Source organism: Mesorhizobium sanjuanii, assembly GCF_002529485.1.
GTDB lineage: Bacteria > Pseudomonadota > Alphaproteobacteria > Rhizobiales > Rhizobiaceae > Mesorhizobium > Mesorhizobium sanjuanii.
The window spans coordinates 60,557-77,969 of record NZ_NWQG01000003.1 but is presented as its reverse complement, the minus strand read 5'-3'; the positions used below and the strand labels follow the sequence as shown (position 1 = coordinate 77,969).

Sequence of the window (17,413 nt, the reverse complement as noted above, 5' to 3'; positions counted from 1 at the left end):
CAAGCGGTCTATCGATATCGGTCTGGTTGTTCATGAGTTCAACCTGCGAAACGTCTGCCACTAACGCGGAGCACGACACCTCGTTCCCCGCGATCTGAGGGTGAAATGATCATCGCGTATCGCCCTTGTGGCGGTTCGTCGGAACCCGGGGACGAATTGCCGGTTTAGTCAACAACTTCGTCGGACAAGCTGAGGACTGAACCATGAGCGTGCTTTACCGTGCGGCAAAGATCGCTGAACAGGCTCATGCCGGCCAGACTGACAAGACCGGAAGCCCCTATATCGAGCACTGCCGCCGGGTCGTTGATGCCCTGGACACGATTGATGGCAAGGCTATTGCCTACCTTCACGACGTACTTGAGAAAGGTGAGGGATGGAGCCGCGATCGATTGGAGGCGGCCGGCTTTGGGCCCTCCATCGTCTCGGCGGTGGATGCCATGACCCGCCGACCCGACGAAGATGAGTTTACTTTCGTGCGCAGAGCGGGGTCCAATCCCCAGGCTCTACCGGTCAAGCGCGCGGATCTCGCCGACAATATGTGGCAGGCACGACAAATCGGCGCCTCGACATCGAAATACGAGGAAGCCCTCCAACTCCTCGACAAGGAGTTCAGCGACTGAAGCTTGCCCTTTGGGGCTCCATCGAATTCAGTCTTATTCGGGGACGTGTGGCGTATGTCGCTTATCCTGAGCAGGATTGGCTTCGATGCGCGCCTTGTCTGGATCGAACGTTCCATGACGGCTTAGGGCCAGAGCGGCGGTTTCCGGCGTCTCATACGCCCACATGAAATCATCGGCGGATCCGCCAACGGCATGGACGCGCCAGAAACTCGCGGTGCCTTTCAATGGGAAGTCAGTCCTGTTGTTCGTCTTTTCGAGAAGGTCGAAATAGATGTCCTCAAAAGGAATGTAGAATACAGAATCATCTCCCTGTTCGTAAACGACTTTTGCCCGTTCAGTCGATGCAATAATGGCGTCCGAGAATCTGACGGTCACCGTTCCTTCAAACGGCGCGATCCTAAGCGTCGCAGGGCTGTGGGTTGAGTTTGCGGTCAAAGGTTGCATCCGACCTCTCCATCACTTTGCACTTTCTTTCGAACTTTAGCCGTGCCTGCGCCGAACCAAGTTGGCCCTCGGCCAATCAGCCCTCCGCCTTGAAATTCTTCGCCTCCTTCGCTGCCTTCTTGCGGTCGCCATCGTGCTTCTGGAGCAACTCCCTTGCCTGCCTGGGCGACACGTCGGTCGTCTCGGCAAGATGGAGAGCATCCTTGTCAATGTGTTCGCTCTTTCTTCCGGCTGCAGCTTTCTCAACCATGCTTTCACCTGACCTTACTTCTGGGAGGGTTGCAGCTGCCCTGCAACTTCAAAACGATGGATCGGCGGAGTGGTTCCGCATTACCAAAGGAATGGCGCATCGCGCCTAAACCTTTTCGCGGCACGTGCGTTGTTCCCAGGCCCCCATTGGACAGCGTCATTTGTCATTGGCGCACGCAGTGATGCCCGACATGAAAGGCCCCGAACATGTATTTCATAGCCTTGGCGACGGACTATGACGGAACGCTGGCGCAGGAGGGGATCGTTTCGAAAAAGACGCTGTCTGCGCTCGAACGGCTGAAGAAGACGGGGCGCAAGCTTATCCTGGTTACCGGACGCGAACTGCCCGACCTTAAGCAGGTCTTTCCCGAACTCGGCATTTTCGACAAGGTGGTCGCAGAAAATGGCGCCTTGATCTACACCCCTGCCAGCGAGGAAGAGCGCACCATTTCGCCAGCGCCCTCGCCCGATCTCGTCGCTAAACTGAAGAAGCGTGGGGTGAAACCGCTTTCGGTCGGCCGCTCGATCGTCGCGACCTGGGAACCGCATCAGGCGACGGTCCTCGATGTCATCAAGACACTGGGACTGGAGCTGGAGATCATCTTCAACAAAGGCGCGGTGATGATCCTGCCGAGCGGCATCAACAAGGCAGCGGGGCTGGCCGCCGCACTTCAGGATCTTCGCCTCTCCCCGCGCAATGTGGTCGGCGTTGGCGATGCCGAAAACGACCATGCCTTTCTGCGGGCCTGCGGCTGCAGCGTCGCAGTCGACAATGCGCTGCCAGCCGTGAAGGACACTGCCGATCTGGTAACGCGCGGAGCGCGCGGCAAAGGCGTGGAGGAACTGATCGGCAAGCTGATCAAGCATGATCGCGAGCTTGTGCGTAAGTCGCGCGACGGTATCCTGCTTGGCGCTGCGGCCGGAAAAGAGACATATCTGTCGCCGACCGATACCGTTCTGATCGCCGGAAGCTCCGGCATCGGCAAATCCACACTGGCCACCGCGCTGACGGAACGATTCGTCGAAAACGGGTACCAGTTCTGCATCTTCGACCCTGAGGGAGATTATGATGGCCTGCAAGGTGCCGTCCGGCTGGGCGATGGCGAGAGTGCGCCGACAAAGGAACAACTGCTCGACCTGATCGAGAAGCCCGACATCAATGTTGTCGTCAATGGCCTGTCCCTCAGGGTCAACGAGCGCCCCGATTTCTTTGCCGATCTGCTGCCCGGCCTTGGCAATTTCCGCTACCGCACGGCACGACCGCATTTTCTGGTCATCGATGAAGCGCATCACCTTCTGCCCAAGCGGCGCGACGACACCCGTGCGGTCCTGTCATTGGAATTGCCCGGCACAATCCTGATCACGGTGCATCCCGAAGCGATCTCGACGGACGCGCTGCGCCTGGTGACGGCCGTCATCGCGCTCGGTCCCAAGGCGAAGAGCGTCATCAAGACATTCTGCCAGGAAACCGGGATAGAAGCGCCAAAGCAGATGTCATCGCCAAAGGGCGACCGCGTGCTTTTCTGGCGGCCGCAGGGGAAAAAGAAACCCGCCACGATCAAAGCGGTCGAGCCGCGCCAGTCACTCAAGCGGCACAGTCGCAAATATGCCGAAGGCCAGCTCGACGAGGCCGGCAGCTTCTATTTCACAGGCCCCGACAACGCGATGAATCTGAGGGCGCACAATCTGATGATCTTTGTACAGATGGCGGAAGGCATCGACGACAAGACCTGGGAGCACCATCTGCGCAGCGGCGATTATTCAGAATGGTTTCGCCATCAGATCAGGGACAAGGAGCTGGCCCATGAAACCCTGGCCGCGGAAAAGGACAAGACATTGTCGGCGCAGGAGAGCCGCCAGCTCGTTCTTGATGCGGTGCGCCGCCGATATACTGCTCCCGCCACAACCCCTACGGAGTAGGCCGATGTCAATCCTGGATCGAAGACCTTGATCACTGCCGACTGACGGAATAACCAGCGCAGCCAGGTGGATCTCAAGCCAATCCCTTCTTGTCTGCCTTCGCAGGCGCCCGTTCCCATCCGAACACGCTGCGGCCGCCGAGGAGATGCGATTGGTCAAGCTCGCCGGCGACGATCTCCTTCAGGCTGGGACCGGTGACATATCGTTCAACCTGCCGGGATTGGTCGTCCAGTCGCTTCAGCGCACCGATTTCTTCCTGCCCGCCAAGCTTGGCCTTGCGCACCGCAGATTTCAGCACACCGATCGTCTCGTCATAGACCTTGAGCGGCACTGGAAACGGGTGCCGGTCCTTGCCGCCATGCGCCAGCGAGAAGCGCCCGGGGTCGGAAAACCGGCACGGCGCGCCATGCAGCACCTCGGCAACCAGCGCCAGCGCACGCACGGTCCGCGCGCCAACGCCCGGCACCAGCAGAAGCTCCGAAAAATCGGCTGGGCCGCGATCGGCGGCTGCCGCGATGTTGCCGTGCAAGCGGCGCATGACAATGTCGCTTTCGCGCACATCGTGATGGGCCGGCATGACCAGATGCGGGAGCATCGGCTGTTCCGGACTTGCCTGCGCGCTGCGCTCCAGAGCGGAGAATTCCCTCACGATCCGGTCTGGCCCGAGATCGTGCAAAAGCGCCAATTGTCCCTGACGCGAGGCATCCGCGCGCCGATCCGTCAGATTAACGATCTCGCCCTGGTTGGCGCCCTCGATCGCCGCGTGCGGCTGGTCGACGAAGCTTTTCAAGCCTTCGGACAGCCAGTGATAGCGGCGCGCCACCTTGCTGTCGCCATTCATGCCTTGTTGCACGACGACCCAGTCGCCATCATCGGTGACTATGAAACCATGGAGATAAAGATCGAAACCATCCTGGACCGCAGCACTGTCCACCTTGGCGACCAGTCGGCTGGCAGTTGCAAGTCCAGCCCCATCGATGCCGACGCGCTCGCCAATGGCGGCAAGCTCCTGCGGGGTCTTGCGCGAATGCGCACCGCGACCACCACAGACATGGATGCCCAGTTCGCCGGAGAGCGGCGTCAGGCCACGCTTCAGGGCGCCGACGACGCTGGTCGTGATGCCGGACGAATGCCAGTCCATGCCCATGACGGCGCCAAAGGACTGGAACCAGAACGGATGTGCCAGACGACGCAGCAATTCCTCGCGGCCATAGTGATGAACGATCGCCTCGCACATGACCGCGCCAAGACGCGTCATGCGGTCGCCGAGCCATTTCGGCACGCGTCCGCCATGGAGCGGAAGATCAGCACTTCCAGATCGCTGCGCCATGTTTCTCTCCGAACCCATCCAAAGAACGCCCTCATCTTCACGCTCAGGAACGAATCTTGCCGCCGGCCGTTCGATCGTCAGACTTGATCATCAGACAAGGATGAAAAGATGGCTTCGGCGCGTGCGGCCTGGAAGGGCTTCCTGAAGATCGGAACGGTGTCCTGCGGCGTCAAGATCATCGGCGCCATCACCGAGGCCGACAAGATCCATTTCAAAATTCTCAACCGTGAGGACGGCCTTCCGGTAAAGAGCGCCTATGTCGACGAAAAGACCGGCGACACCGTCGACACTGCCGATCAGTTGAAGGGTTACGAGATCGAGAAGGATGAATTCATCCAGATCGAGCCAGATGATATCAAGAAGATAAAGCTGGTGTCGCAGCACACGCTTGAGGTCGGTGAATTCGTGCCGATCGCCGAGGTCGACACGCGCTATCTCGAAAAACCCTACTACCTCGCTCCTGCCGATGGCGCTTCGCTCGAAGCATTCGCCGTGATCCGCGACGCCATGGCCAGGAAGAAAGTCGCGGCGCGCTCCTGCGTGGTGCTCTACCAGCGCGGCCGGGAAGTGCTGATCCAACCTTTGGGCAAGGGCATGCTGCTGACCGAGCTGCGTACCCACGACGAGATGATCTCCGCCGAGACCGTGTTCAAGGACTTGAAGGCGCGCAAGGTCGACCCGGAGATGCTGGAAATCGCCCAGCTGCTGATCGAAAAGAAACCCGCCAAATTCGACCCGTCGAAGTTCGAGGATACTTATGAGAATGCCCTGATCGCCATGATCGACGCCAAACGCAAGGGCAGGAAGCCGCCGAAGCCGGCTCCCAAGCCGAAGACCAACGTGGTCAATCTCGCCGACATCCTGCGCAAGAGTCTCTCTCAGGAAGGCGGCAAGGCTGCAAGCCGGACCAAGTCGTCCGCACGTCAGCGGAAAAGGGCATAGCATCAACAATGGCAAAACGACTTTCAAACATCCGCAAGATCCTGAAAGACAGGGTCGAAACCGATCTGCAAGCGACGAAACTGGCCAAGGAAGCAGCGGCGACCCTTCATCCACAGGCCGTAGCAACAGAGCAGAAACTGCTGGAGGCGTTCAGACTTATCCCGGTGGCAAAACGGCTTCGAGGCGAGAGCGAGGCTGCCCGCAACGCTGCCCTCGACTTGCTGGACCAGGCAGAGAACGATTCCGGGAAGAAGAAATCCTGATCGATGCACTGAGCCGAGAAGTGGTTGATTCTATCTGTTGACGACGGCTTGGAGCCGGACACGAAAGTGACAATGACCACGTTTCCATTGCCGCTCGATATCAGCCCCATGGAAGCCAAAGCCGCCGACCGCATTCCAACCGAGCCCGGCGTCTGGCAATACGAGCCGAAATGGGATGGATTTCGCTGCCTGGCTTCCAAAGGAAGTGACACCGTCGATTTACGCGCCAAATCTGGCAAGCCACTTGGCCGCTATTTTCCCGAACTGGTCACGGCGCTCAGCGATCTGAAGATGAGAGACTTTGTTGTCGATGGGGAGATCGTCATCGACATTGCGGGATCATTTTCATTTGAGGCTTTGCAGGCACGTCTTCATCCTGCCCAAAGCAGGATCCGCAGGCTGAGCTTGGAGACACCCGCGACATTCATCCTTTTCGACATGCTGGCCGAACCTGGCGGCAATGTCATTCTCGAAGAAGGGCTGGTCGACAGGAGACAGGCTGTCGAGACGTTTGTCGTCTCGTCGAAATCCGCACATCTGTCTCTCTCCAAACATACGCTCGATGTTACCGCGGCCGAACGCTGGCTGAAGGATGCCGGCCATGGCTCCACCGATGGCGTCGTTGCCAAGCGGCTTGCCGAGCCATATCGGCCGGGGGAGCGTGCGATGGTCAAGGTGAAAAAGTTGCGTACCGCCGATTGCGTCGTCGGTGGTTTTCGCTATCTGGCGGGCAGCCCCCAAGTCGGGTCACTTCTGCTTGGCCTGTACAATGAAGAGGGCAAACTCGACCATGTCGGTTTTACCTCGACCATCGGCAATGATGACAGAGCTGACCTTACCCAGCGGCTGGAACGGCTGCGGGCCAAGCCCGGCTTTACCGGCAGGGCGCCTGGCGGACCGAGCCGCTGGAGCACCGAGCGCAGCGGCCAATGGGAAGCGTTAAAGCCTGAACTGGTGGTGGAAGTCCGTTTCGATCATGTCACCGGCGATCGCTTCCGGCACGGGACCAAACTGATGCGTTGGCGGCCCGACAAGCTGCCTTCCCAATGCACGTTCGACCAGATCCGGTAGTTCAGACTTGCCCCCTGGCGCTCTGCGACAAAGTCGGCCGGACACCATTCCTGCACGCCGGTATTCGAACCGGAATCAGGCATTGTGTTATCCTTTCGAGCGCAACCACGAGACGACAAAGCGGCAAACCCCAGGAGGGCCGCCGGATGGCTGTCACAAGTGCCGGATTGTTGATCTATCGCCGCAACTCAGGCCTGCCGCAGGTGCTGCTGGTGCACCCGGGTGGGCCGTTCTGGGCAAAGAAGGACGAAGCCGCGTGGTCGATCCCGAAGGGTCTCGTCGAGGCGAACGAAGACGAGTTGGCGGCAGCACGGCGCGAGACCGAAGAGGAACTGGGCGTGCGCATCGACGGACACTTCCAGCCTCTCGGTCGCTACAAGCAGCCGGGAGGCAAGATCGTGCTGGCATGGTGCGTGGATGCGGATGTCGATGCGACCGCCGTGAAGAGCAACACTTTCCTGATGGAATGGCCGCCAAGGTCCGGCTCGATGCGGGAGTTTCCCGAGGTCGACAAGGCGGGATGGTTCAGTCTGCCCGAGGCCGAAACCAAGATCCTGAAAGGCCAGCGCCCGATATTGAAGGATTTTGCCACTCTGCTTGACACAGGTTAACCGCGCCCAAGCTACTCACCGTAGCCGGACCGATCCTGACCGCAGTTCTTCCACAATCTGGCCTGCGCGCAGCGGCTTTTGCGGCCGCAAGGTGCGGAGATCGAATAGCGCTGCCTCCCCTAGCGGCGGGATGCTGCATTCCCATTCGTTACGCACCGGCCCGCCTTCCGTCCGATCTCCAACATTAGTCTCGACGGAACCCTGCGTTTCGTGACGGGTTACATCTGGAGCTGTATCGAGTGTTGGCAGATGCCGTCGACGGTGATCCAAAACATGCACTATGACGCCGGAACGCGTATCCTTTCGGTCTGGTTTGTCCCGAGCGGCAATCGCTATGACTATGAGGGTGTGCCGCCGCGGACCTTTGCCGGATTCCGCCGGGCTTCGTCGAAAGGCCGCTTCTTCAACGAATTCATCCGCGACCGGTATAGATATCGTTTAATCGAAGAGAGCCGCTCGGCCTCGGTCGATTAAGGCTCAGTTCCATGCCTAACATGGCGCAGATGCCCGGCAGCCATCGCACAGTCATTCCAGATGAGGCGGCGGTTTCCAGATATGGGTCGACATGATGTCCCTCAGTTCCGTGCGAACCGTTCGAAACAGCGGACGGAAGGTCGACGACATCGGTCGTTGCGAGGAGGTCGCGAGAATGAGCTTGCGGGTAATCGGCGGATCGAACGGCCAGACCTCGATGCGCCCGGCCTCGACCAGCAGATGGACCGAGGCATAGGGCAGGACGGTATAGCCAGTGCCCTCCTCGACCAGGAGCAACGTCGAAGGCATCGCTTCAAGCTCCATCTCGACACGCGGGTAGACGCCGTGCTCGGCCAGGATGTTGTCGAGCAGGCGCCTGAGCCCATGCGGCCGGCTCGGCAGGATCATCGGCAGTTCGGCAAAGACATTGAGGCCGACCGGTCCCGGTGGCAGCACGCGTTCGCGCGAAGCCGGACCGATCAGAAAAAGCTCGTCGTCGGCAAGCGGCTCGGTAAGGACAGACGGATGGTTCGGCGAATTGTAGAGCACGGCGGCATCGATGCGGCCGGCGATCAGCCATTCCAGTATGTGGCCGCTGAAACCCTCGATCACCTGCAGCACGACATTGGGGAATTCATTCTTGATCTTCTTGACCAGAGGCACCGTCAGCACCGTGCCGACCGAGGGCGGCACGCCCAGCACCAGCCGGCCCTTTGGCGAGGATTTGAGGTTGGACACCGCGTTCTGTGCCAGCCGCAGCCGCTCGACGATCTCGTCGGCATGCGCCTTCAAAAGCACACCGGCCTCGGTCAGCACCACCCCGCGACCGTTCCGGTAGAAAAGCTCGACGCCGAGTTCCTCCTCCAGCCCGCGAATATGGCGCGTAACCATCGGCTGCGTCACATTCAGGTCAAGTGCTGCCTTCGAGAAGCTCCCTGCCGAGCCAACGGCGATGAAAACCTGTAGCTGCTTCGTGTCCAACTCTCACCCATCTGGCCATCCGCTGCGGCAGAGCTTCCAGGTATTTCCGTGGTGCCTTCTCTCACGTCCCGAATGGATATTTCAGGCCTCGGACATTCAGGAAGACTGCGTAGACCGACGTCGTCGCTGTGATGAACAGCCGGTTGCCGCGCGGCCCGCCGAAGACCACATTCGCCACCATTTCAGGCACTTTGATCTTTCCGATCAGCTCGCCCTCCGGTGTATGACACTGGACGCCGTCCCAGGCGCTGATCCAGAGATTGCCGATGACATCGACGCGGAAGCCATCCGGAATGCCCGGAGAAATCTCGGCGAACACACGGGAATTTATCAGTTTTTCGCCCTCCACGTCAAACAACCTGACGTGGTGAGGCGCACTGCGGTCGGTCAGGAAACCGGAGTCCGAAATATAGAGCTTTTTCTCATCGGCCGAGAAAGCGAGCCCGTTCGGCATCGAGAAATCATCGGCGACGACGGTGACCTTTCCCGATAGCGGATCGATCCGATAGACGCGGCAGCCCGGCTGTTCCTGGGGGCTCCTGCGGCCGACATAGTCGGAGATGATCCCGTAGTTCGGATCGGTGAACCAGATGCTGCCGTCCGACTTCACCACCACGTCGTTGGGTGAGTTGAGGCGCTTGCCGTCGAAGGCATCGGCCAGCACCGTGATCGAGCCGTCCCATTCGGTGCGCACAACCCGGCGCTCGCCCTGCATGCAGGTGATGAGCCGCCCTTCCCGGTCGCGCGTGTTGCCGTTCGGGTTGGCGATGCTGCCGCGAAACAGCGAAACCGCGCCGGTCTCTTCGTCCCAGCGCAGCATGCGGTCGTTGGGAATATCGCTCCAGACCAGCGAGCGAAGGTCCGCGAAATAGACCGGCCCCTCCGCCCAGCGATTCCCCGTATGGATGGTTTCGAGGAAAGCGACCGGATCGATCAGGTCGCCGAACCTCGCATCGATGATCTCATAGCAGGACATCGACGCCTCGCTTACGGCCGGTCAGCGCTGGACGAACGGCGCAGGAATGGAATTCCCGCCATCGATCCAGACGCTTTTTTCCTGCAGATATTCGTAAATCGCGGTTTGGCCGTTCTCCCGCCCGAAGCCAGATTGCTTGTAACCGCCGAACGGCGAGAGATAGCTGGTCGCACGATACATGTTGACCCAGATGATGCCGGCCTCGAGCCGTTCGGGCAGGCGGATCGCGCGGCCGAGATCCTGCGTCCACAGACCGGCCGCCAGGCCGTAGATGCTGTCATTGGCGATCGCCACCGCCTCCTCCTCATCCTCGAACGGAATGATCGAGAGCACCGGTCCGAAAACCTCTTCCTGCGCGATGCGCATGGACTGCTTGACGTTGCCGAAGATCGTCGGCTCGACGAACCAGCCGTCGGCGATCGACCTGTCCTCGGGCACCTTGCCGCCCAGCAATTGCGTCGCACCCTCGCCATTGGCGATGGCGATATAGTCGAGCACTTTCTTGCGCTGCGGCAGTGTCGTGATCGGGCCGACCTGGGTCTCGGGATCGAGCGGATCGCCGATCTTCGCGGTCCTGGCGAAACCGACCAGTTTCTCCGTCACCTGGTCGTAGACGGAGCGCTGCACCAGGGCGCGCGAGCCGGCGATGCAGGTCTGTCCCGTCGCCGCGAAGATGCCGGACACGAGCCCGGGAATGGCCGCTTCCATCTTGGCGTCGGCGAAGACGATGTTGGCGGATTTGCCACCGAGCTCCAGCGTCACCTTCTTCAGCCCGCCCGCCGCCGCCTGATAGACGCGACGGCCGGTCGCGTCGCCGCCGGTGAAGGCCACTTTCGCGACATCCGGATGCGTCACGAGGCGGTCGCCGATCTCGTTGCCGAAGCCGGTGATGATGTTGACGACACCTTTCGGGAAGCCAGCTTTTTCAAAGAGCTGGCCGAAGAACAGCGCCGAGACGGAGGAGAATTCCGACGGCTTCCACACGATCGTGTTGCCGGCGGCAAGTGCGGGCGCCAGCTTCCACGTCGCCAGCATCAGCGGCGAATTCCACGGCGTGATCGCGGCCACGACGCCCAGCGGCTCCTGGCGCGTGTAATTGAACACGCCCGGCTTGTCGATCGGGATGACCCGGCCTTCGATCTTGTCGGCGAGGCCGCCGAAGAAGCGGAACCATTGCGGGATGTATTTGCACTGCATCCGCATTTCATTGATCAGCTTGCCATTGTCGCGGGTTTCGAGAACGGCAAGGTTCTCGGCTTCCTCGGCGACCAGGTCGGCGAAGCGCGTCATGATCTGCCCGCGCGCGCTCGGGCTCAGTGTCCGCCACTCGCCGCGGAAGGCCTCGACGGCGGCCTGGACGGCCGCGTCGACATCGGCAACGCCTGCGCGCGGAACCAGCGCCCAGGCCTTGCCGGTAAAGGGGTCGAAGGATTCGAAATAGTCTCCCGATACCGAGGCGATCCAGCGGCCGCCGACCAGCATCGAAAGCTTTTCCGCGGCGAGCGGCGGCCGCGCGATCATGCCTGCGCTTCCTGCATGGCCTCGCGGGCGAGCCGGAAGGCATCGACGCCGGCCGGCACACCGGCATAGATCGCCACCTGCAGCAGCACCTCGCGGATCTCGTCCTTGGTGACGCCGTTGCGCAGCGCGCCCTTCACATGCATTTTCAGCTCGTGTGGCCGGTTGAGCGCAGCGAGCATGGCAAGGTTCAGCATGCTGCGGATCTTCTTGTCGAGCGTATCGCGGCCCCATACGGCGCCCCAGCAATATTCCGTCACCAACTCCTGCATAGGGCGGTTGAAATCGTCGGCGCTGGCGAAGGATTTCTCGACGAACTCCGCGCCCAGAACCGATTTGCGGATTTCAAAACCCTTGTCGAATACGTCCTTGCCCATTGGGGATAGTCCTTTCCTGTTTGCTTGGGAGGTCAGAGGCCGGGGGTCGGCCGGTATTTGCGGCCGCGGGCGATCACATGCCCGAGCGAGCCATTGGTCAGGTAGATCTGCGTTGCCTTGGAATCGTACTGGACATTTTCCTGGCCGGGATAGCCAATCAGCTCACGCACGCGCGGGTTCATGTAGTAGGTAGCGATGGCAATGGTGGTGATCGCCGAGAAGGCTTCGCCGTCCTCTTTGTTGATCTTTTCCAGATGTGCCTCCGCGCCTGTGGACGGATCCGTGGCGATGGCGCGGGCAAAGCCCTCCTTGAGATCGATGCGGAAATCGAGGGACTTCTCGACGTCGGCGTAAGCGCAGACATCGCTGAATTTCGGCATCTTGCCATGCGCCGGGATCAGGAAATCGGCGAGCGCGAAAAAGACTTGTTCCTTCGCCATTTCAGGCCACCTTCTGGTTGCGGCGCTCGGCAATCATGCGGTGCGTGTTGCGCAGCGCCACGGCCATGATCGTCGCCGTCGGATTGGTGGCGCCCGAGGTCGGGAAGGTTGAGGCGTCCATGACATAGAGGTTCGGCACGTCGTGGCAGGCGCCCCACTGATCGACGACGGAGCGCTTGGGATCGTCGCCCATGACGGTGGTGCCGATCAGGTGCCAGCCGGATTCGCGCACCGGTGTCGAAACCAGCGTCTCGATGGCCCCGGCGGCACGCACCGATTCCAGGCAGCGGTCGATATTGAACTGCAGCAGCCGGTTGGAGTTTTCGTTGACCTTGTAGACGATCTGCGGCGCCGGCAGGCCATCGGAATCCACCAGATCCTTCGAGAGCACCACCTGGTTGCTCTCCTCCGGCAGGTCCTCGCCGACGATGCCCCAGATCAGCGAATGGCCGAAGCGGCGGGCGACATTCTCATGCAGATTGGCGCCCCAGAAATCCTGGAAGCGGCCCTCCTCGGCGACATAGACCTTGGAGCCGGTTGCGCCGGACACCCCGACCGGTCCACCCGACGGCATGCAGTTCCACTTCGAGCCGCGCACGAAGCCGCGGCTTTCATCCGTCTCGTAGAATTCCAGCGAATAGACCTGCTGGCCGAACGGACCACGCCAGGAATCGAGCGGATCCTCGTAGGAGGCGAGCACGCTGGCGAAAGGATGCATCATCAGCCGCTTGCCGACCATGCCCGAGGAGTTGGCGAGCCCGTCGGAATTCCTTGAGCCACCCGACATCAGCAGCAGCCGCGGCGTGCCGACGCCGTTGGCGCACAGGATGACGACCTTGGCGCGCTGGCGCCGCTCGCGCCCATTGGCGTCGATATAGACGACGCCGGTGGCGAGCCCGTGGTCGTTGGTCTCGACCTCCTTCACCCGGGCACGGGTGATCAGCCGCGCCCCGGCCTTCAGCGCCAGTGGCCAATGCGAACGGTCGGTCGTCGACTTCGCCCCCTCGGGACAGCCGGTAAGGCAGGTGCCGCGGCGCACGCACGGATTGAGTTCGCCGAACTTCTCCGACGGGATCGCATTGCTTCCCGGCCACCAGTGCCAGCCCATCTTCTCCATGCCGAGCGCGCCGCGCAGGCCCACGGACCCCATCGGCAACGCCGGAAAGGGATAGGCGCCGCGCGGCGGAAAGGCCGGATCGCCGGAGAGACCAGAGACACCCACCTCGCGCTCTATCTCGAGCTGATAGGGCAAGAGGTCCTCATAGGTGAAGGGCCAGTCCTCGGCCACGCCGTCCATCGAGCGCACCCGGAAATCGGACGGCAGGAAATGCATCCATTGCGCGCCGTAGAGCGTGGCGCTGCCGCCGACGCCGGCGAACATCAGCGGATTGATATCCGTCGTCGAGGTATCGACGGGATAGTCGTTCGGGCTGTCGCGAACGTTCGGATTGGGATGCCAGAGCTTGGTGCTGACCAGCTCGTGTTCCGGGCGGGCGCCGGTGTAGTCGTCATAGTCCGGCCATTCGCCCTGCTCCAGCACGACCACCGAAATGCCGGCGCGCGCCAGGTGAAGTGCGGCGACCGAGCCGGACGGGCCGGCGCCGACGATCACGACATCCACCTCCTCGTCGCGTCCCGGCCGTGCATTGCGTTGCGCCAGAATTTCAACCGTCATTCTCTTCCTCCCTCGAGGTCCAACGACCGCATCATGTCTCAGGCGAGCCGCGTCCGGTAGAAGGCCGCGGCGCCGATGATGATGATGCCTTTGATGATAAGCTGCATCTCGATCGGAAAACCGAGCAGCAGCACCAGGTTGTTGATCACGACCAGCACGGCAACGCCGAGCAGCGCGGCGAAGACATTACCGCGGCCGCCGGAAAGCGCGACCCCGCCCATCACCGCCGCGACGATCGAATCCAGTTCGTAGCCTTGCCCGACCCAATTCGACACCGTACCGACATAGCCGAGCAGGAAGAGCCCGCCTATCCCGGCACAGACCGAGCAGATGACGTAGCAGAGGATCACGACGCGGTCCGGCGCCACGCCATTGAGAAACGCGGCTTTCGGATTGCTGCCCACCATGAATATTTCCCGGCCGAGGCGCGATCGGTGCAGCACGATGCCGAAGGCGGTCGCCAGGAACGCCAGGGTGATCAGATTGACCGGAATGCCAAGGACCCGTCCCGAGGCCAGAAAGCCCATGCCGGGCGGCAGCGTACTGATCGGCGCCCCGCCAGTGTAGGCGAAGCGTGCACCCTGCAGGATGATCATCATCGCCAGCGTCGCGAGAAACGGGCTGACATTGCGCTTGGCCACCAGCCAGCCGTTGACCAGGCCGACCACGGCCGACAGGGCGATCGCGGCGATGAAGATCATCGGGATCGCCTCGTTGGTCGTGGCCTTGAAGGCCGTGGCCAGCACGGCCACCGTCGCCATCAACGAGGCCACGGAAAGATCCAGTCCGCGCACCAGGATGACAAAGGTCTGGCCGACGACGACCATGCCGAGCGGTGCGGCGATCGTCAGCACATTGACCAGGTTGGCCGGGCGCAGAAAGGTCGGTGAAGCGATGGCTGCAACGACCATAAGCGCGACCAGGAAGATCACCAGTCCATAGCGCTCGAAAACGGACGCTATGGAAATGCTTTGCGATCGCTGCATCGGGGTATCGAGAGGTGTCATCGCTATTTCCGCCTCGAGCTGTGAATGCCGACGGCGATGAGGATGATGAGACCTTGAATGACCCACTGGTAGTAGGACGAGACATTCACGAAATTCAGCAGGCTGTTCAGCATGGTAACGAGCAGCACGCCGAGGAACGTGCCAAGCACGCCGCCCCTGCCCCCCGCCAGGATGGTGCCGCCGACCACCACCGGCGTCACCGACTGCAGCGTCAGCGCGACGCCTATGCGCGGGTCGCCGACACCGGTTCGCGCGGTCAGGAAAATCGCCGCTATGCCGGCGCACAGGCCCGACAGTGCATAGGCCAGCACAACGATGCGGTCGACGGGCAGTCCATTCAGCCGCGCTGCTTCCCGGTCGCCACCGGCGAAGTAGATGCTGCGGCCGGTGCGCGTCCGCTGCAGCCAAAGCCCGGCGAGCACGAAAATCACGACGAGCACGATGGCGCTGATCGGAATGCCGCCGACTTTTGTATAGGCGATGTCAGCGAAGGCGCGCGGTACCGAGCCGCCGGGCTCCTTGCGGTACATCAGCGTGCCGCCGAAGATGATCGAGGACATGCCGAGCGTGACGATCAAAGGATGGACGCGCAGCACGACGGTCAGCAGGCCGTTGATGGCGCCGACCCCGGTTGCGGCGATCAACGCCAGCGGCAAGGCAAGCCAGATCAGATCCGGGCGCCATTCGAGGAAGTTCGCCAGAAAGACGGTGAGTGCGCCGACCAGTGAGCCGATCGCCAGATCGATGCCACCCATCAGCACGACGAAAGTCTGGCCCAGGCTGACCATGCCCAGCACAATGAGCTGCTGGAGCAGATTGCCGATGTTGCGCCAGGTCAGGAACCGGTCGGACAAGAAGCCGCCGGCGACGGCGAGCAGCACCAGAAGCACTGCTACGATCAGATAGGAAAGCATCAACCGGTTGCGGCGAATGTCCATGGCGATCGCGCTCATCCGACCGGCTCCGCATGCTGATCCATGCCCGCCTTGCGGTCCTCGACCGATCGCACGGCGAGATCCATGATCGCCTCCTCGCCGAGGGCATCGCCCTTGATTTCGCCGACGATATGGCCCTGCGCCATCACGAAGACCCGGTCGGAGAGACCGACGATCTCCGGCAGTTCCGAGCTGATCATCAGCACGCCGACGCCCGAATCCGCCAGCCGGCGCACGATGCGATAGATCTCCACCTTGGCCCCGATATCGACGCCACGCGTCGGTTCGTCGAGGATGAGCAGCTTGCTGGCGATCCGCGACCAGCGGCTGAACAGCACCTTCTGCTGGTTGCCGCCCGAGAGATTGCCGATCTTCACGTCAGGCGACGGTGTCGCCACCGAAAAATCCTGGATCTGCCGCGTGGCCACCGCTCGTTCTTGCTTACGGTCGATCAGCCCGCGTCTCGTTATGGCGTCGAGATCTGGCGCCACGATGTTGGCGGAGATCGGCAGGCCGAGAAACAGGCCGTCGTCCTTGCGGCTCTCGGTCAGAAAACCGAGCCCATGGCCGATCGAACCCTTCGGAAGCTTTCTCTCGAATGGCTTGCCGTCGAATTCGATCACGCCGCTGTCGACGGCGCGGGTGCCGAAGATGGCCTCGGCGACCTCAGTGCGTCCCGAGCCGACCATGCCGGCCACGCCGACGATTTCGCCTACCCGGACGTTGAGGCTGACGTCGCGAACGCGCGGGCCGGCCCTGAGATTGCGAACGCTGAGCACGTCCGGGCCGTCTGCCGGCGCGGCACGCCGCGGTGGATAGATCTGGCTGAGCCGGCGGCCGACCATCTTGGTGATCATCTCTTCGCGCGTGAGCGCGCTTACCGGGCTCGTGCCGACGAGTTGGCCGTCCTTGAGGATCGTCACCCTGTCGGCGATCTCGAAGATTTCCTCGAGCCGATGGGAGACATAGACGATGCCGACGCCTTCATTGCGCAGCCTGCGCATGTTCTCGAACAGAAGATCGACCTCGCGGCCAGCGATGACCGCCGTCGGCTCGTCCAGGATGAGCAGCCGCACGTCGCCGACCAGGGCTTTGGCGATCTCGACCATCTGCTGATCGGCAAGCGGCAATTCGTCGATCTTGGCGTGGGTCGGGATATCGACGCCGAGCTGTGCGAGGATTTCAGCCGCGCGGGCGTGGCGGGCGCGGTTCGAAATGAGCCCCAGCATGCCCCGGGGCTGGGCGTCGACCAGGATGTTCTCGGCAACCGAAAGCTCGGGAAAAAGCGCTAGCTCCTGGTGGATCACATGAATGCCGGCAGCGCGCGCTGCCTTCGGCGACTGCCAGGAAACCGGCTTGCCGAGATAGGTGATGGTGCCGGAATTGGGTTTGGTCACGCCGCCCATGACACGGATCAGCGTTGATTTGCCCGCGCCGTTTTCGCCCAGAAGTGCGTGGATCTCGCCTGGCTGCACGGCGAAATCGACCTTGTCCAGGGGTTTGACTCCAGGATAGTCCTTCTCGATCTGGCTGAGCTCAATAACAGACGCTGACATATCCGGCGCTCGAACTGTTCAATT

At 61.6% G+C, this 17,413-nt stretch carries 19 protein-coding genes; 7 read left to right on the top strand and 12 right to left on the bottom strand.

What is annotated here, in order from left to right; genetic code table 11:
• Positions 1 to 203: 203 nt before the first annotated feature.
• Entirely contained in the window at positions 204 to 620 is a 417-nt protein-coding gene (locus CN311_RS00785) for an HD domain-containing protein (RefSeq protein ID WP_097571533.1), read from the top strand.
• Positions 621 to 653: 33 nt separating this feature from the next.
• Here the strand turns inward: CN311_RS00785 and CN311_RS00780 are convergent, their stop codons facing one another.
• A complete protein-coding gene (locus tag CN311_RS00780; protein WP_097571532.1) occupies positions 654 to 1,064 on the bottom strand; it encodes a DUF427 domain-containing protein in 411 nt (136 codons plus the stop codon).
• A gap of 76 nt (positions 1,065 to 1,140) precedes the next feature.
• Positions 1,141 to 1,314 (bottom strand): hypothetical protein, encoded by a 174-nt coding sequence (locus CN311_RS32400; RefSeq protein WP_097571531.1) that lies wholly within the window; start codon positions 1,312 to 1,314, stop codon positions 1,141 to 1,143.
• A 206-nt stretch (positions 1,315 to 1,520) separates the two neighbouring features.
• On the opposite strand from CN311_RS32400, the gene CN311_RS00770 reads away from it, so the two are divergent.
• Complete coding sequence (locus CN311_RS00770; RefSeq protein WP_097571530.1) at positions 1,521 to 3,233, top strand: HAD family hydrolase; 1,713 nt, start codon at positions 1,521 to 1,523, stop codon at positions 3,231 to 3,233.
• Positions 3,234 to 3,306: 73 nt separating this feature from the next.
• Here CN311_RS00770 and CN311_RS00765 read toward each other — a convergent pair whose 3' ends face one another.
• Entirely contained in the window at positions 3,307 to 4,563 is a 1,257-nt protein-coding gene (locus tag CN311_RS00765) for a DUF763 domain-containing protein (RefSeq protein ID WP_097571557.1), read from the bottom strand.
• A gap of 108 nt (positions 4,564 to 4,671) precedes the next feature.
• Here CN311_RS00765 and ku point away from each other — a divergent pair, with 108 nt between their 5' ends.
• From ku to CN311_RS00740, 5 genes are all read left to right on the top strand, one after another.
• Positions 4,672 to 5,505, top strand: a complete 834-nt coding sequence (ku, locus tag CN311_RS00760) for a non-homologous end joining protein Ku (protein WP_097571529.1) — start codon at positions 4,672 to 4,674, stop codon at positions 5,503 to 5,505.
• 8 nt (positions 5,506 to 5,513) lie between these two features.
• Entirely contained in the window at positions 5,514 to 5,768 is a 255-nt protein-coding gene (locus CN311_RS00755; RefSeq protein WP_097571528.1) for a hypothetical protein, read from the top strand.
• Between the two features lie 72 nt (positions 5,769 to 5,840).
• Complete coding sequence (locus CN311_RS00750; protein WP_097571527.1) at positions 5,841 to 6,839, top strand: ATP-dependent DNA ligase; 999 nt, start codon at positions 5,841 to 5,843, stop codon at positions 6,837 to 6,839.
• Positions 6,840 to 6,985: 146 nt separating this feature from the next.
• Positions 6,986 to 7,450, top strand: a complete 465-nt coding sequence (locus CN311_RS00745; protein ID WP_097571526.1) for an NUDIX hydrolase — start codon at positions 6,986 to 6,988, stop codon at positions 7,448 to 7,450.
• A 249-nt stretch (positions 7,451 to 7,699) separates the two neighbouring features.
• Positions 7,700 to 7,924 carry a KTSC domain-containing protein gene (locus tag CN311_RS00740; RefSeq protein ID WP_097571525.1) on the top strand — a complete coding sequence of 75 codons (225 nt, stop codon included), beginning with the start codon at positions 7,700 to 7,702 and terminating at the stop codon, positions 7,922 to 7,924.
• Between the two features lie 51 nt (positions 7,925 to 7,975).
• Here CN311_RS00740 and CN311_RS00735 read toward each other — a convergent pair whose 3' ends face one another.
• From CN311_RS00735 to CN311_RS00695, 9 genes are all read right to left on the bottom strand, one after another.
• A complete protein-coding gene (locus CN311_RS00735; RefSeq protein WP_097571524.1) occupies positions 7,976 to 8,905 on the bottom strand; it encodes a LysR family transcriptional regulator in 930 nt (309 codons plus the stop codon).
• Between the two features lie 61 nt (positions 8,906 to 8,966).
• Positions 8,967 to 9,881 carry an SMP-30/gluconolactonase/LRE family protein gene (locus CN311_RS00730; protein ID WP_097571523.1) on the bottom strand — a complete coding sequence of 305 codons (915 nt, stop codon included), beginning with the start codon at positions 9,879 to 9,881 and terminating at the stop codon, positions 8,967 to 8,969.
• A gap of 21 nt (positions 9,882 to 9,902) precedes the next feature.
• Complete coding sequence (locus CN311_RS00725) at positions 9,903 to 11,402, bottom strand: aldehyde dehydrogenase (protein WP_425351039.1); 1,500 nt, start codon at positions 11,400 to 11,402, stop codon at positions 9,903 to 9,905.
• On the bottom strand, positions 11,399 to 11,776 hold the full coding sequence (gene pcaC / locus CN311_RS00720) for a 4-carboxymuconolactone decarboxylase (RefSeq protein ID WP_097571522.1): 378 nt from the start codon (positions 11,774 to 11,776) through the stop codon (positions 11,399 to 11,401). Before pcaC ends, CN311_RS00725 begins: the two co-directional genes overlap by 4 nt.
• A 32-nt stretch (positions 11,777 to 11,808) precedes the next feature.
• Positions 11,809 to 12,216: a hypothetical protein gene (locus CN311_RS00715; protein WP_097571521.1), complete on the bottom strand. Its 408-nt coding sequence runs from the start codon at positions 12,214 to 12,216 to the stop codon at positions 11,809 to 11,811.
• Position 12,217: 1 nt separating this feature from the next.
• Complete coding sequence (locus CN311_RS00710; RefSeq protein ID WP_097571520.1) at positions 12,218 to 13,891, bottom strand: GMC family oxidoreductase; 1,674 nt, start codon at positions 13,889 to 13,891, stop codon at positions 12,218 to 12,220.
• A gap of 38 nt (positions 13,892 to 13,929) precedes the next feature.
• Positions 13,930 to 14,898, bottom strand: coding sequence for an ABC transporter permease (locus tag CN311_RS00705; protein ID WP_097571519.1), 969 nt, complete (start codon positions 14,896 to 14,898; stop codon positions 13,930 to 13,932).
• A gap of 2 nt (positions 14,899 to 14,900) precedes the next feature.
• Positions 14,901 to 15,851 carry an ABC transporter permease gene (locus CN311_RS00700; RefSeq protein WP_097571518.1) on the bottom strand — a complete coding sequence of 317 codons (951 nt, stop codon included), beginning with the start codon at positions 15,849 to 15,851 and terminating at the stop codon, positions 14,901 to 14,903.
• Entirely contained in the window at positions 15,848 to 17,389 is a 1,542-nt protein-coding gene (locus tag CN311_RS00695; protein WP_097571517.1) for a sugar ABC transporter ATP-binding protein, read from the bottom strand. The genes CN311_RS00700 and CN311_RS00695 overlap by 4 nt, the downstream gene beginning before the upstream one ends.
• Between the last annotated feature and the right edge of the window lie 24 nt (positions 17,390 to 17,413).